Annotated in this window: 16 protein-coding genes; 13 read left to right on the top strand and 3 right to left on the bottom strand. The window is 46.5% G+C overall.

Going from position 1 to position 16010, the window contains the following annotated elements:
* The first annotated feature begins 150 nt into the window (after positions 1-150).
* Together HHX48_RS16640 and HHX48_RS16635 are read left to right on the top strand one after the other, a co-directional pair.
* Positions 151-1989, top strand: a complete 1839-nt coding sequence (locus HHX48_RS16640) for a DUF885 domain-containing protein (protein ID WP_397541101.1) — start codon at positions 151-153, stop codon at positions 1987-1989.
* 622 nt (positions 1990-2611) lie between these two features.
* Entirely contained in the window at positions 2612-5491 is a 2880-nt protein-coding gene (locus tag HHX48_RS16635; RefSeq protein ID WP_223858497.1) for a UvrD-helicase domain-containing protein, read from the top strand.
* Between the two features lie 53 nt (positions 5492-5544).
* Here HHX48_RS16635 and HHX48_RS16630 read toward each other — a convergent pair whose 3' ends face one another.
* Positions 5545-6489, bottom strand: a complete 945-nt coding sequence (locus HHX48_RS16630; RefSeq protein ID WP_223858496.1) for an MBL fold metallo-hydrolase — start codon at positions 6487-6489, stop codon at positions 5545-5547.
* Between the two features lie 52 nt (positions 6490-6541).
* Here HHX48_RS16630 and HHX48_RS18815 point away from each other — a divergent pair, with 52 nt between their 5' ends.
* Together HHX48_RS18815 and nhaC are read left to right on the top strand one after the other, a co-directional pair.
* Positions 6542-6685 carry a hypothetical protein gene (locus HHX48_RS18815; protein WP_223858495.1) on the top strand — a complete coding sequence of 48 codons (144 nt, stop codon included), beginning with the start codon at positions 6542-6544 and terminating at the stop codon, positions 6683-6685.
* A 256-nt stretch (positions 6686-6941) separates the two neighbouring features.
* Positions 6942-8450, top strand: a complete 1509-nt coding sequence (gene nhaC, locus HHX48_RS16625; protein WP_191026459.1) for a Na+/H+ antiporter NhaC — start codon at positions 6942-6944, stop codon at positions 8448-8450.
* A gap of 107 nt (positions 8451-8557) precedes the next feature.
* On the opposite strand, the gene HHX48_RS16620 is transcribed toward nhaC, so the two are convergent.
* On the bottom strand, positions 8558-8770 hold the full coding sequence (locus HHX48_RS16620) for a hypothetical protein (RefSeq protein WP_191026458.1): 213 nt from the start codon (positions 8768-8770) through the stop codon (positions 8558-8560).
* 362 nt (positions 8771-9132) lie between these two features.
* Here HHX48_RS16620 and HHX48_RS16615 point away from each other — a divergent pair, with 362 nt between their 5' ends.
* Positions 9133-9450, top strand: coding sequence for a hypothetical protein (locus HHX48_RS16615; protein WP_191026457.1), 318 nt, complete (start codon positions 9133-9135; stop codon positions 9448-9450).
* Between the two features lie 410 nt (positions 9451-9860).
* Here HHX48_RS16615 and HHX48_RS16610 read toward each other — a convergent pair whose 3' ends face one another.
* Entirely contained in the window at positions 9861-11015 is a 1155-nt protein-coding gene (locus HHX48_RS16610; protein ID WP_191026456.1) for an IS110 family RNA-guided transposase, read from the bottom strand.
* Positions 11016-11122: 107 nt separating this feature from the next.
* On the opposite strand from HHX48_RS16610, the gene HHX48_RS16605 reads away from it, so the two are divergent.
* The 8 genes from HHX48_RS16605 (at position 11123) to HHX48_RS16570 (ending at position 15605) form a co-directional block, all read left to right on the top strand.
* A complete protein-coding gene (locus tag HHX48_RS16605; RefSeq protein WP_223858494.1) occupies positions 11123-11431 on the top strand; it encodes a hypothetical protein in 309 nt (102 codons plus the stop codon).
* Between the two features lie 104 nt (positions 11432-11535).
* Positions 11536-11952: a hypothetical protein gene (locus tag HHX48_RS16600; protein WP_191026455.1), complete on the top strand. Its 417-nt coding sequence runs from the start codon at positions 11536-11538 to the stop codon at positions 11950-11952.
* 72 nt (positions 11953-12024) lie between these two features.
* Positions 12025-12312 (top strand): barstar family protein, encoded by a 288-nt coding sequence (locus tag HHX48_RS16595; RefSeq protein ID WP_191026454.1) that lies wholly within the window; start codon positions 12025-12027, stop codon positions 12310-12312.
* A gap of 132 nt (positions 12313-12444) precedes the next feature.
* Positions 12445-12918: a hypothetical protein gene (locus HHX48_RS16590; protein WP_191026453.1), complete on the top strand. Its 474-nt coding sequence runs from the start codon at positions 12445-12447 to the stop codon at positions 12916-12918.
* A 69-nt stretch (positions 12919-12987) separates the two neighbouring features.
* On the top strand, positions 12988-13434 hold the full coding sequence (locus HHX48_RS16585; RefSeq protein WP_191026452.1) for an energy transducer TonB: 447 nt from the start codon (positions 12988-12990) through the stop codon (positions 13432-13434).
* Between the two features lie 569 nt (positions 13435-14003).
* Positions 14004-14372 (top strand): hypothetical protein, encoded by a 369-nt coding sequence (locus tag HHX48_RS16580; RefSeq protein ID WP_191026451.1) that lies wholly within the window; start codon positions 14004-14006, stop codon positions 14370-14372.
* Between the two features lie 111 nt (positions 14373-14483).
* Positions 14484-14891, top strand: coding sequence for a hypothetical protein (locus HHX48_RS16575; RefSeq protein WP_191026450.1), 408 nt, complete (start codon positions 14484-14486; stop codon positions 14889-14891).
* Between the two features lie 132 nt (positions 14892-15023).
* Positions 15024-15605, top strand: a complete 582-nt coding sequence (locus HHX48_RS16570; RefSeq protein ID WP_191026449.1) for a hypothetical protein — start codon at positions 15024-15026, stop codon at positions 15603-15605.
* Positions 15606-16010: the final 405 nt, after the last annotated feature.

Below are 16010 nucleotides of genomic sequence, written 5' to 3'. Positions count from 1 at the left end.
TCGGTTCCTCCACCTCACGACGTAATGGGGTAAAGTCAGGTCGAATCTACTGAAAATGTAGTGCTGATGCGCAACAATGAGTAAATTGACGGAAGGAGAAAAAAATTGCTTAAAAATATAATTACCGTTTCATTTATATCTGCCACGCTCATGGCGGGATGTTCAGGGCCTGGCAATACAACGTCTGGCGCAGATACTGTCACTTCGGGCAGCATGACCGAGAAACAGGCCGTGTCATTGCTTGAGCAGCGGCAGGCCAAGTGGACAAATACCTTTATTAGCGCACAGCCTACTTTGGCTTCAATGCTTGGACTGACAGAGGAGCAGGCAAATGGATCGTATGCCCATCGTCTACCCGACTATAGTCCCGCCGGAATGGCCTCCTTTCAGCGGGATATGCGACGCGCCGTTGCATCTTTAAAAGAAATTGACGCCAGGGCATTGCCTGATGACAAACAACAACATCTGAAAATTCTGATTAATCTTTTTCAGTATTACGCGGGAGATAACAATTTTTCCGGTGGGTATATCGATACCTGGGCAGGTCATCTACCTTACATTATTAATCAGATATCAGGCCCTTTGATTGATGTGCCAAAGGTAATGCAAGTACAACAGTCAGTAAAAAGTAAAGCCGATGCTGAAGCGTATTTATCCAGACTCGAAAAAATGGACGATTTTGTTAATGGTGTAGTCGCCAAATTCAGGAAGGATATGGCTCAGGGCATCATACTTCCCAAAAAACTGCATCCCAAAACGCTGCAATTTTTGAATAACTTTCTTGCCTCCGCGCCTGCGGATCATGAATTGGTTACGACGTTCGAAAGTAAGTTGGCGCAAATCGATACGATGAGTGACGAGGATAGAGCCGATTATACTGAGAAAGCGGCTGCGTTGGTTGAAAGCGTGGTTTATCCAGCTTATAAGCGCGCTCTGAGCGCCGTAAATGAAAGCGAGCAGCAAGCCAGCAACGACGACGGCATTTGGTCGCAACCAAATGGAGAAGCATTTTATCAGCATGCAATTCGTTTTCTTGGGGACAGCACGCTCAGCGCAGATGCCATTCATCAACTTGGATTAAGTGAAGTTGACCGGATCTCAGCGCAAATGGATTCGATTTTACGCGAACAGGGCTATGCCGAAGGGACGGTTGGCGAGCGCATGATGCAGCTTGCGCAGCTGCCGGGTCAGGTTTATCCGGCTACCGATGCGGGACGTGCAGATCTTCTGGGTTATTTAAATGAAGAGATTGAAGGAGTGATGGCCAAAGCGCCGGAATTTTATGGCACTCTACCTGAACAAGCCGTAGAAGTGCGCCGTATTCCTCCGGTATCGGAAGCCGGAGAAGCCGGTGGTTTTTACTCACCGCCCTCGTTGGATGGTTCGCGTCCGGGTATCTACTGGATTAATTTACGTGACATGAAAGCGGTACCTAAATTTGGTCTGAAGACCCTCACGTACCACGAGGCTGTTCCAGGTCACCATTTTCAGATCGCGCTCAATATGGCACAGCAGGATATTGGCTTATTACGCCAAAATGCCCCTTACAATGCTTACGTTGAAGGATGGGCATTATATTCTGAGTTTGTTGCCAGCGAACTTATGGGAATGTATGACGACGATCCATTAGGGAATCTTGGGCGTCTTCAGGCTGAGCTTTATCGCGCTGTCAGACTGGTGGTGGATACCGGGTTACATTTTAAGCACTGGACCCGAGAGCAAGCTATCGACTATTTCCATAAAACCACAGGCACCTCTTTGTCTGATGTGGTTCCGGAAGTCGAGCGTTACATGGCCTGGCCAGGTCAGGCATTAGGTTACAAGCTGGGGATGCTCGAGTTTGTCTCTCTTGAAAAAGAGACCCGTGAGGCGCTTAAAGAAAAGTTTGATATCCGTGAGTTTCACGACGTGATTTTACTGCCCGGTGCCAGACCGATATCGATGGTAAAAGCTGATGTGAAAAAATGGATAGCGGAAAAACAACGTTAATTTATCTATTGTCAGTCTTCTAACAAAGCCGCGGCGATAACCACGTCGCGGTTTCTTAATGAGCATCCCGCTGATAGGAACGTTGCGCTCTGCAGTGTCAAACCGGCAAGTCTGGTTTCGAAGATGTGATTTCTATTTCGACAAGTTTCGTTTGCCTTCACGCCAGCCAGATGCTGCTTGATGGCGCTGGTACTTTGTTGTTCGCTGCAGCGTTTCTTTATTTTAAAATCGTCATTGTTTCCAATGTATTGAAAAGCGCATAAGGCGTTGTCCTTCTTAATTCATTACGGAGACTTTAAAAAATGGGATATCGCTGGTTTAGGGAAGGTTTACTAATGGCGAATCGCACTGCATTTGTTTCGGTAATTGAAACTCGCATCCCTTGTTGAGTTTATTCGATTCACTCAACAGCCCGTTTGATTGCGACTCGTCACAGACCACATAAGCATCGTCAGTCGGACGCGTATTTATCTTCAGGAAAACGGGTCAGAAAAGTGACGGTGCTTACCATCTAAATCAATGCTTGTACTTAGTCGTGCGCCGAGCATAAGATACCGCGCTTTAGATGTTAACTGGGCAAAAGTCCGGTAATTCAACCGTTGTTGAATGGTAGTCGGTTGGAATGGAGTGTGAGATAGCCATGATTGGAAGTGCTGTAATTTGTTTACCTAATTTTCTTGGCAACTTGTTTGGCACAGCCCATGTACGCCTTGAAGGCAGTGAACTTGTCCTTCAGATCAATGGGCAAGACAGACGTATCTCATTGGCTGATGTCAAAGCCTTCCCGCAGATTCGAAAAGGGTGGTTTGGCGGAACTTATCGCTTCGATGCGGGCAATCAATCTTTCGTATTACGTTTTCTTTCTCGCAAAACGCTGCCTGCCCTGGAAAGCGCTGTTCGCAGCACAATCATGGAGCTTGCCGATACTCGCATTCAAAATATCTATCAACAATTTGAGACCGCCGCGGTCAGGCAGTACTTACGTGACTCGCGAGTGTCTGCTCTGGATGAAGATATTTCTTCGCTTTTATCGCTATACAAACCTCTACAAGCAGAGTCGGGCTGTCTCTCTGCCAAACGTTTACAGCAACTCAATATTCTCAGTGCTGTTCAGCCTCTTTCTTCGACCGCCAATGAAATTCGACAACGCTTTGCACACAAGCAGATGTCCTCTAGAAAACGCTTTTTTGACCAGGTTGAATCCAATCCGCTCACGGAACAGCAGCGTTTAGCGGTGATTCGTAACAATGACCGTAATCTCGTACTGGCTGCGGCAGGGACGGGAAAGACCTCCGTGATTGTGGCCAAAGCGCTTGACCTGATAGACACGGCAAAGGCTGAGCCGAAAAGCATTCTGATACTGGCTTACAACAACGCCGCCGCCAAAGAGCTGCGGGAAAGGTTGGAATATCGTGCTGAACAGTTGCACATTCAACACGACCGGCTGCCTGAAATTCAGACCTTCCACGCACTGGGCAGGCGAATCCTTATTGATGCAGGGATCACACCGTCCCTGTCGCGCTTTGCCGAAGACCGACTTGCGCTGGAGTCGTGGGCCACCTCGTGGTTTGAGCAGGCAATACAACACAGCGAACGGTCTTTGAAGATGTTTATCCGGCTGCTGTACCCTGCAATCAACCCCTTTGATTTTAAAACCGTGCAGGAATATGAAGAATACGTCAGGGACAATGAATATCGCACACTAAAAGGCGAGCAGGTCAGAGGCTATCAGGAGCTGCTGATTGCCAATTGGCTCTACCTTCACTGTGTGGATTACGAGTATGAGCCATCCTATGTGAGTAAGCGCCGGATAAGTGCTGGATTCGATTACCGCCCGGACTTTCACATCACAGGGACGGACATTTACCTTGAGCACTTTGGCATTGACAGAGCAGGCAATACACGTCCGGGCATCGACAACGTGAAATTTCAGAATGAGATGGTGTCCAAGCGTAATCTGCACACTGAGGTGGGTACAACGCTCCTTGAGACCTTTCATTACAACTGGGTAGAGGGCACGCTCGAAGACATCCTTGAGCAACACCTGACTGAAGCTGGTATTAAACTGTATAAAAGGCCATTGGATGAAGTCTTGGATGCGCTGAAGGATTTCGGCGGCATCGCAGAGGGTGTCGCCCGCTACTTGAAATGTTTACAAGCTATTCGCGTCGAGCAGTTATCTGGTGACGAAATTTTCAGCCGCTTAAACGCACATAATATTGCCAACGCCGACGAATACACCGACTTGCTGAGCGCTTTTCATAATGCGTACAAAGACAAGCTGCTGGAGGAGGAGCGCATCGATTTTGACGATATGATAATTCGCGCCACTACCAGCGTATTGACTGGCACGTACCGTTCGCACTTCAGCCATATCCTGGTGGACGAATTTCAGGATATCTCCAGGGCGAGGATGGACTTTTTAAATGCCATGATAGAAAAGGGGCCTGATCCAATTTTAACCGTGGTGGGGGATGACTGGCAGTCAATATATCGCTTTTCCGGCGGTAAGCTGGAGCTGACAACACGCTTTGAAGAGCACGTTGGTAGTCATTCGCTCACCAGGCTGGAAAAAACGTTTAGGTACAACAACAGCATCGCCCACACAGCAGGAATGTTTGTGATGGCCAACCCTGAGCAATATAAAAAAGAAATTAGCACTCATCAGATCGTCGCTTCGCCGCAAGTGTATCTCATGGACGATTTGATTGATGGTAAACCCGATTTACAGGCAACGACCCGGCAAATTGTTTCGAAAATCTTGCAGCATTCACCTGATGCGTCTATCGCTGTTATGGCACGCTACAATTACCTGCTTCAGGATGCGAGGGATTATCTGGACGAAATGTGTCGCAACAGTAATATTACCTTCTGGACCTTTCACGGCTCCAAAGGGCTTGAGGCGGGCCACTGCATCATCATCGGACTGTCTCAGGGTAAGCTTGGGTTCCCCAACAGCCGAAAAGATGAACTTGTCGTCGAAGCGCTGCTTCCTTCCCTTGATCCTTATTTACATTCAGAAGAGCGACGACTTTTTTATGTCGCCATAACCCGAGCAAAGCAGAAGTGTTATCTGGTCGCTGACGCGGCGGCGCCATCCGTTTTCGTGGAAGAGCTACTCTCACCTTCGTTTGAAGTGAATATTGTTTCTGAGCGTTTTTCAGAAAAGTACCGGCGTCTTCACAAATGCCCAAGCTGCACGAGCGGGTATTTCAAAAAGCAAAGCGGACAATTTGGGGAGTATTACGCATGCTCATCAGGCAATGCCTGCCCAACCAAAGTGAGAATTTGTAAGGACTGCAATTCACCCTCAGTGGATACGCAAACGCACTCTGTTTGCAACAATGAAGACTGTGCCAGCAAATTGCCGATTTGTCCTCTCTGCGGACGTCCACTTCATGAAAGAGCCGGCAAATACGGCAAATTCTATGGGTGTTCCGGCTATGGCATACCCGATGACCGATGTTCTTACACCCAAACAATCAATGAAAGGCATCAATGAATCGACATCTTAAGTGTTACAAGCAGTAGACCAGGAACTTATGGTGTACAGCTTCAAAGCGATACGCTTTCTCCCTCATTCATTATCACCAATGGCAGCGAAGTATTGACCTCCTGATGCATTTTCAATAATCGCTTGAGCGGCGAGTGAGAAGAATGATCGCCCATCTGCCAACTTGCATTTCCATAGCCCCACGGGATCATCACTTTACAGCCCAGGTCATCGGCGGCTGTCAGCGCATCTTCCGGGGTGGTGTGAACGTACCGGTACCATGTTGCATATTCCGGGTGGTAGTACGACGCAATAGGTAACATGCAGATATCGATACTGCCATAATGTTCTCTTATCTTTTTGAAGTGCGCTGAGTAGCCAGTGTCACCTGCAAAAAGCAGCGTGCGCCCGTCATGCTCTATTACCCAGCCACCCCATAGCGCCATTTCATCATCATTATATAAAAACGGGACCCAATACCGACTGTTAAAGTGATGCGCCGGTACCGCGCTAATAGTGGCAGAGCCTAACTGGTAATCGCTGAACCAGCTTACTTCTTTAATAGTAAGCCCATCTTGTGGCAAATAACCGGCGGTGTCCTGATGTACAAAATACAGCGGTTCATTGCCTAGTTTCGCAATATCTGCTTTATTGAAATGGTCATAGTGTAAATGTGAATATAGTACCGCAGAGACATCTGAAGTCGCTGAATCAGGCCAGCTCGGGGCCCGGCGTGTCATTCCGCCGCTCAGTGCATGAAGCCAGTCGATGGGCCAGTCAAACTGGCCACTTACCGGATCAAATAATAGTTTAGTATCATCCGGCAAAGTGACCAAAAAGCTTGCATGCCCCAGCCACAGAATAGAGAAGCCAGATTCAATGTCGGGTATTTCATGTTTTCCAGTAAACTGACATTCTTCATTGTCCTCCCGACACGCCAGTTGTTCAAAAGTGGGATAACAATTTTTATCACAGGTGACGGGATAGCTTTTCTCGCCCGGAAACATATTTTGATACCTGCCATCGCTTGCCCTTGCAACGGGGCCGGAATCTGAAGATATGCGTTCTACAGAATTTGAACGCGAAAATATGCTGCATCCGTTCACTAAAACAATGAGCAGAAAGACAGAAAATAACCGGAACGCGGACATCATCCTGATTGCACAATCCTTTGATAATTATTTGAATATCGAGGAAGTATAAAAGGTCGTTTTTCGGTGGCAAGCACATTGTCGTAACAAGACGTAACACATACGCCAATTTACATGGCTTCCAGACCAACTTGATTCCATAGGCCCAGATCGGCAACGTTCACTACGGTGCGCTTTCCCGATCCATTACGTGCGTTGGCCGTAGATAATCTGTCATAAAAAAACATTAATTATATGATGCCTGTTCTAGGCTGTTTTTTGACCTAGGGGCTTACAAACATCAATGGCTACAGATATCAGGAAGATGTATGGAAGTTGATCAGCAAGCTACACCAAGTCTATCGGTGGCGTTAACGCCAGTCATACTGACGCTTATTATTTTGGGGATTCAAATATTTTACTTCGGGGTGTTTGAACCCCACATTCCACTTGCTATTGGGGTAGCATTGGCCAGTTGTGTCGGGATCTATCTGGGTTTAACGTGGGAAGATATCCGGGAAGGTATTTTCAAGGTTATCCACGTGGCATTGCCTGCGGTGAGCGTACTCATTGTTGTGGGGATGATTATTGGAATATGGATCGCCAGCGGTACGGTTCCAACCATTATCTACTACGGGTTAAAAACATTATCCCCGGAACTCTTCCTGCCGGCAGCCATGGTGATATGCGCCGTGGTAGCAGTGTCGCTGGGTACAAGCTGGGGTAGTGTGGGAACGGTCGGCCTGGCCTTAATGGGCATTGGTGATGGGTTTGATATTCCTATGTACTGGACAGCAGGTGCCGTGGTCTCTGGTGCCTTTTTCGGCGATAAGGTTTCACCACTTTCCGATACCACCAACCTTGCACCGGCGGTAACGGGTACCGATGTGTTCTCACACATCAAAAATATGATGGCTACCACTATTCCTGCCATGGTCATTGCCTTTCTTATCTATCTGGCAGTGGGCTTTTTAGTCATTGATGCTGAAAGCGTATCGTTTGAAAAAATAGAAGGCATCACCACAGCGCTACAGGATAATTTTTATATCTCCGGTTGGGCGTTGCTACCTGCATTAATTGTCATGGGGCTGGCCCTGAAAAAACTGCCGCCGCTGCCGTCGCTATTTGTCGGCGTATTGGCCGGGGGGGCTTTTGCCATGGTTGCGCAAGGCCAAAGCCTGCAGGCTGTATTTGACTATGCCAACAATGGCTATTCCATCCAAACCAATATTAGCGAGATAGACGATCTGCTTAATCGTGGTGGGGTACAATCCATGATGTGGACCATCTCGTTAGTGCTCATTGCACTGGCGTTTGGTGGCGCGTTGGAAGCTACAGGCTGCTTAAAATCTATCATCAATTCGATTAAGACGATGGCGACTACCTTTGCCCGTACCCAGGTGGCCGCTGTAGGCACCGCGTTTGCAACCAACCTGGTAGCGGGCGACCCGTACTTGTCGGTGGCACTACCAGGCAGAATGTTTTCTCCGGTATACCGCGGGATGGGCTATTCGACGCTCAATTTATCCCGGGGTGTTGAAGAAGGGGGGACGCTCATGTCACCTCTAATCCCCTGGAACGCCGGCGGCGCATTTGTCATATCGGCACTAGGGTTGGGCGTATCTGGTGGCAATCTGGAAAACCTATTGTATATCCCCTTGGCATTTGCCTGCTGGACAGCACCGATCATCGGGATAATTTACGCTTACCTTGACTGGTTCTCGCCCAAAGCATCCGACGAGGAGCGTGAGCGGTGGGAAGCTGAAGATGCTGCCATTGCCAGGTTTAACGATGATGGTAAGCCCGTCAAAGAACAGGTTGAAAAAATGGAGACCTGATTCAATGCAATCCGCAGACAATGGCTGGCCATCAGGCCGGTTGTTGTTGGTGGATATAACTTGCGAAGTGTTCTGTACTAGCCTCAATAGCGATACCACTAAAGGACTCAAATACAATCTGTAGCGAACGAAACAAATGTAGCACGTGTACAGTTATGTAGCTGAGACCAGCTGGGTTTTACCGGAGATGTCGGCTTTTCATTTTCGTTTTCTGGTGAAGGTGTCGAGCGCTTTTCATTATACAAGGCTTTTACTTGCACATACCGGTCAGGGAATTGCGCCCTATCAATATTCATCAATACATCTTCGAGTTCCTTCATTATTCACCCTGGTTGACTCCATTGTTAAAGAAATCTGGTCACTCAATTATTGATGCACGACAGCCTTAACTGTTGGGCAGTTTCGTACGTATTGCTGCCCCTCGGGGTATCGCTGTAAGCATCAATTCGTTTTATCCCCCCCCCCCCCAGTTTTGCGAACGCCTAAACATGTGACTTGGGAACGTAAAGCTGTACTATGCCAATAGTGATTTATTTATATGCGAACCGTGGTTCGCATATAAATAGGTTCGCAAAATATTAAAAGTGCTCCCAGCGCAGTCACAGCGAAGGATAGCGGAAGATGGCCCGGTATGATAAAAATTAATGTGCGGTTCTTAGGGTCCGCACCATTTAAGCGTTAATTGCCAATGGAAGCCACAAAGAAAACATCATTTGTTGCCGGTGCAATCATTACACTCAGCAATGGCGCGGTGGAGGTACTTTCTCTTCCGTGGTTGATTAACGCGTTAATATTTTTCCCTGTAATGCTCTTCCTGGTTATAGGCACAGAAATACATCGAGAATATAAACGAGGAATACACATCAGTAACAGCTTCATTGTCGGCCCTGTTGACGCAGAAGGCTGGCGTATTTATGGCCGCTGTGTTTTGCGCATGCTAATTTGGTTTCTAGGCGCAGTATTAACTGCAATTTTAGTGGGCGTGGTAAATGGCATTTAACAAAACGCTATTGTCGCTCACTATGTTCGCTGGCACGCAAACACGGGGCCGCTTCGCGATTACAGCCCCGTGCCTGCGCCCCAAAGCTTAGCGTTGGTATGACTCCCTTTGTCAATAATAACCGAGTATCTCCCTGACATTATTTCGGTCCATAATTAGTTCTTTCAACGCCCGGTTAAAATGAGCTTACGCACTGGATGAGGCAGTAATGTCGTCGGTTGTCATGCTGGTATCCGTGGATTATTCACCTTTCAGTGAACAGCGCCTACCTTACTCACTCCGCCGTGGTCACCTTCTCATCAGTCTATGTTCGTGGATCAATAACCGTTAAGTTACTGCCATCATAACGCCCTCGTAGGTTGTGCCACATTCCGCGGCCTGATCCGAATGCGTTAGCTCAAACTCTTTTATCATGCGGGTACTCTGCTCAGCCTTAGTTTCGGGTTAACCGGTGTGAGTACCACTTCCTTTGCGATAGCCCAGATGTAGGCTGCCATTTCTCTGGCAATCGCTGTGATTATCAGGTTGTAGTGTTTACCTTTTTTGCTCATTCGCTGGTAGCGTTTGCACAGGCGAAGCTGCGCTTTCCAGGCAATATCGACAATGTCTTTGGGTAGCCCTTCCTGGCGCATCTGCAGAGTAGTGGACACATTCGCCGGGTAACGGTAACTGTGTGCACCTTCAATTAGTAGCCGCCGAGCCCGGCCATTGCCACATTTGGTAATGGCCCCTAAGTGACGCTTTCCGCCTGATGAATGCTCACTGGGTACCAGACCAAGATAGGCCATCAGCTTTCTGGGATGGTCGAAGCGTTGTAAATCACCGAGCTCTGCGACAACCCCTACCGCCACCAACAACCTGACACCTCGCATGGCCTGAATGGCTTTAACCACCGGATAATAACGCCACTGGTGCACATGATGCGTCAGTTCATTACCCAGCCGTTCCAGCCGTCGAGTGCGTTCGTTGATAGTTTGAAGCTGTTCCTGCAAAACAATGTGCTGGGCAGGATGTGGCAATATGAGTTCAGTGAGCCAGCGTAAATGCTTCTGAGACCAGTTTGCTGTTCCTTCATAGCGAATGTTGTTGCGCAACAGCAATGCCTTGAGCTGGTATTTGGCCTCTTTTAAGTCCTTCATGGCGGTTTCACGTGCGCGGGATAGGTCGCGCACCGCCTCATCTTCCGGTTCGGGCACGTAGATAGGTGTCAGGTCTTCAGATTTCAGTAACCGAACCAGCTTCAGTGAATCACGCCGGTCTGTTTTAACTCGCTCGCCCGGTTTCTTAGGAATAAGCGAGGGGGCGACGACATAACAACAGTGGCCTAGGCTGGTGATAAGTCGGTAAATCCAGTAACCACAAGGCCCGGCCTCATACACTACATGCAACGTGGCTCCCGAATACTTTGATTCAAACTGGCGTATCAGCTTTTTCAAGCTGATTTTCGAGGACGGGATACGGCCATAATGAACAGCCGTTGCACCGCGCTGCTCTTCGCAATACGCTACTTCATGGAACTCCTTGTGCGTATCCAACCCGATAAAAATCATGCTATGTTTATTCATGCTAGCCTCCAAATGATTTAGTCTTGAACAAACTAATTATGGCAATGGCTTTCAGCTAACCCACGAAAATGCGGAGGCTAGCACTTTCAAAGGGAGTCATTGTGTCTATGAGTCATAAGGTACATCGGTTGTTTAAAAATTTATTTAAGAAAAAGAAACCTGAAGAACCCGAAGAGGAACTGGGGCCGACTCCTATCCCAGCTTTGGTAGCGATTCTGTTAAACAAAGAGCGAGAAAAAGGTTCGCCATTAACTGAAGGTGAAGTGCTTGAGATTCGCGACAATGCCGTATGTATGATGTTGCCAATCTCAGCACGAGATACAATGGAAGAATCACGAGGGTATCCAGATCTAAACCCAGAGTATGTTTGGGAGCAATGGCAGGAGGCCCGTATTGAACTTAACCAAAACTTATAACAAGCCGCTTAAATTCGTTCCAGCCACAAAAAAGATTGGCTTCCACACCGGACTCGCTACCGCTCGCCGTTTAGCGGGGCGTTAGCTGTAAAAGAGTGTATTGAATGAAGATTGGAACTAAAGAAGAATTCATTGAGATAGAAGAGCTGGAAAGAAATCCAGAGGGCAGCCCTTGTGCTGGTGATGTTAAAGATAAGGTCGCTTTAGCTCTACGGGAATTTTCAGGCTCCTACGATGAGATTTGGCTTGAGCTGCCGGAAATGGAAAGGTTCGTCGCAGAGCTAGAGATAATCGATGAAAAGAGAAGTGGTGGCGCCAAAATATCAAGTATGAGTCCAGAAGAGTTTGTTTTAGAAACCCGTTCTTCTGATGTCTTGGGTCATATGGAAATAGAGGCTCAATTACATCGGTATCAGTATAGCGGTTCCAAGTATTGGCCCATTCATTTAACGGGTGGCTTTGAAACACAGCCCGAAACTATTAGGCAGCTAATATCATACTTCAAGGCTCTCACCAACTAATCACAGCTAACAAGGCAAGGCGTCATATGCTTCGCACCGCGGCTTGCGGCGTTATGTTCTACAGGATGTTTCATGGAAATAGTGATTGATTGCAACCAAATAATTTCAAAAGAGCAGTTTTATAATTTCCTTCTACCAGTATTAGAAGCACCTTGTTGGCACGGTAGAAATTTAGATGCATTAGCTGACTCTTTGGTCACTGGTTCGATAAACGGAGTAGAGCCGCCTTTTACGCTCGTCTCAATTGGAACTGGGCTGAATTTAAAGCCAGATATGAAGGCATTTCAATTGAAGGTGTTAACAATTTTCTTAGAAGCGTCAGTACAACCCGAAAGACAAATTACTGTAGTGCTCAAGTAAAATATAACAAACACATTAACACTCGTTGCGCTCGCTAGGGACAAAAACACGTAGGCTCCCTTCGCTTCGCTCGGTATTATAGCCTGCGTACATTTGCCCATTATTGGGGTGTAAGGCGGAAGGAGAGATTGCATGTTACTTGAAATCATTCCATTAAAGGGCGTAGGTCCGATTCGATTTGGAATGACTTCCGAAGAAGTGCAAAGTGTAATGAAGGAATTTTGTGGTGTTCAATATCGGCACTCAAAATCAAAAGAGACTGATTATTTCTTTGGCAGTGCTTTAGAGGTTACATACGATGAATGCAGTCGAGCTGATTTTATCGGTGCTCAATATTACTCAGGCTGTGGCTGTGACTTCGAAATATACGGAATCGATCCATTTGATAACGACGCCAAAACATTGTTTGAGCATATTGCATCTAAACAAACTGATGATCATGACTTTGACCCAGATGATTACTTATTTAGAGACACAATCATCACACTTTGGGGTTCTGAAGAACAATACGACCACAAGGGTGGTGAAACACGTCCAGTATATGCACAAGTTGGGATAGGTAATGAAAATTACCTTGAAGCTATTGACCAAATCACCAGCGCTTAACAAGCGCATGTTGTCGGACTGGTTATCCGCTGCGCTCCAAGCCAGCCACAAATGCGGGAGTTATGCGTCATGAGAAATAATGGAGGAAAAATGAGAAGGATTCTATTTTTGACAAGTGCCTTAGCGCTATCAGCTTGTAATTCTACTTCAGACGTCAATGAAGACGAAATAAAGCCAGTTGATTTTGTGGATGACAAAAATGCCCTTGAAAAAATGTGGATTGTTTCGAAAAATGATTACCCGAGATACCCTCAAGATGCTGCTAAGAAAGGCATAAGTGGCTGTGTCGATTTTTCATTTGTGATCAACAGTGAAGGGAAAGCACAGAACATCCAAGTTATTAAGGCTATTCCTGACTCTACTTTTATTCGTTCAGCAACAAAATCGCTTAAAAATTTCAGATGGCAGCCTACGGAATTAAACTCTGTTCGTCAGCCTGCAATTACAACTTTGCAGCTCGATTTCAGTACCACCCCTGTAATGAAGGTAGCAGAGTGCATAGTAGGCGACGCATAACAAGCCACTCAAGGCTCTCGCTTCGCTAGTTGGGACGCTAACACATGGGCTGCGTCACTTCGTTCTTAATTTTAGCCCATGTGTTATCGCCCCTTAGTGGGAAGTTATGTTCTTTGGATACACCGAGATATGAATAGCAAAACTTTTCTTAGTCTTAAATATTTTGCGATTTCTGTATCTATATTGGGCTTGGTCGCTTTAGGCTTCTTTTCAAACGAGGCACGAAAAGAAATTCATTTTCTTTGTGGAAACTACGCCAAGGGTGACTCTCTGGAATCAGTGGTGAGGCAGCTAAATACTGTCAAATTATCGGAGTACAAAATAGAAAGTACGGAGCAGGGGAAACAGATTTCACATAGTAGTAAGCTCAATTTGCATCTAGTCAGTTGCAACATTGAATTCAATCCCGAAGAAAAGATAGTTTCTGTATCATATGGCCAAACATAACAAAGCGCTAAACACGTTCACTTCGTTCACTGGGACAGTAACGCAGCGGCGCTTCGCGATTATGCCGCTACGCCACTGCCCGTTAGCTTAGCGTTATACGCTCAAATGGAGAATTAAAGTATATGGAAATTGAACAGCAGCAAGAAGCTCTAGAAAATACCAATAAAATGTCAGCACCCTATTTGGTATATACATTTGGATTGGGTTTGTCACTTATCGCATGCCTTGTTTATGCTGGGGTTCAAGAGCTGCCATTCATTTTAGCCATTGCATTGGGTGGAGTTGCTAAAGTGTTTTTCAGAGTTACAAAACGGGCTTGGTTGAGTGCGTTAAACGCAGAAAAAAACACAAGTAAGCATTCAAGTCATTTGGCAGCAGGCATAATAGAAACAATTCCTACTTTTAAGATTTTTGCCTTGCTGTACGTTGTAATGGTTGCTGTATCTGCTATTTGGTACGGTATTGGCAGATTTTTTGGGTGGATGTTCTGAATATGCACGCGCATAACAAAACGCTAAACACCCTCCCTTCGCTCGCTGGGACGAAAACGCACGGCGGCTTCGCCATTATCGCCCGTTAGCTTAAAGTTAGGCAACTGAACAATGAAAGTCTGGAAGGTTCTTGAAAAACCGCTAATTTTAGAAGCTTCAATATCATTGAAGTCTGAGGCTCCGGAAGAAGTGGTTAATCAATATGAACCATCATATTCAAATAAGCTCGTAGCCTGGATTATTGGTAATGAGGAAAGTTGCGGAGTTATCCAAAATAATCGGAGCGTATGTGCACAATATAAGTCTGCTAAATCTATTACTCTATACGAAATCAAACCTGCGAAAGGTTGTGGTTGGGTAGGTATTACTATCAACGACCATGAAGGCAATGAACTGGCTACATTACTTGAATCGAGGCACTCGGAAAAATCATTGAGCTGGCTTAAAACAACTCAAGAGGTTTTGGCCGATTCATTTGGGTTAAAAGTAGAGTTTGAGGATCGAGGCTGGGATGCCTAACAAAACGCTTAAAACGCAACCCGCGGAGCGGGTTGCTGGGACAAAAACACAATGTCGCTTCGCGATTATGGCATTGTTTTTTGCCCTTTAGCTTAAAGTTAAAGCTACACTCACCAGCAACAGGAGTAATACTTGAGAAAGTACGTTCACGACCACCCAGGTTTAGTCATCACACTGGTCTATTTCTACCTGTCAATTGTCGGGCTGATCTACCAGTATTTTCACCTCAAGGGATTCGGTGTGAGCGTCTTTGATTTTTCCGCAACCCAAGATTATTTGATCGCTTTTCTGAAAGCGCTCCCATTTTTGTTGGGGTTGCTGTTCATACACTTTCTGATCCTAATTAAGGACGTTATTTTCAATCAAAGACACGCACTGGGAGAGACACTCAGGGAGCGGTGTCATGCTGTACTGATATCGTCAAGAAAGCTAGAGTTAGCCCTTCTGCTGCTGTCTCTGCCAGTTTTTGCTTGGCTGGCCGGCGACATACAAGGCGACGATATCGAGGGACACTATCTGGTCGAGATTGAGGAAAGCACAGTAAAGAAAATTGGCGTCGAGGGACCTCTGTACTTGTTTGACACAACCCAAGGTTACCTGTTTTTGGCCGATGAAAACTCGCGGATAGTGGTAAAGCGTGACGATGTTGGAGCGCTAAAAGTCAGTGGCTTTAACAAAACAGTGCAGCCGACCGCTGCTGCGTCAACTGATTGAAGCGTTATATGGGGTTAGTAGCAGACGACAAATAATTTAGCGCTGGCTAAGACAATTATTGATGATAGTCCCACGTTCAAAATTATCAGCGAAGGGCCATATTTCCCACCGTTAAAAGTGGTTAATGAATTTATGGCTCAGGGACATGACCCTGCAGATCAAGATGACTTGCACATTCGGTGGCAACCATTAGAAATCTATACAAGCACTTATAAAGAGCTTAAGGATTGGTGGATTTCTATAAATCCAGATGCAAGCGAAGATTGGCTAGGGCTGCCTGAATCAGAATCTTATAATTGGTTTACGGAAGCTTATGACCGCATACAACGTAAGCGTCCGGTAATCCCACCTATTGTTTAGCAAACTGCCATGGTAGTAGCCGCTCGATATCGGCTTCGGGTCTGC

The sequence above is a fragment of the Salinimonas profundi genome (assembly GCF_014750655.1).
Classification (GTDB): domain Bacteria; phylum Pseudomonadota; class Gammaproteobacteria; order Enterobacterales; family Alteromonadaceae; genus Alteromonas; species Alteromonas profundi_A.
This window is presented reverse-complemented; position numbering and strand designations above follow the sequence as displayed.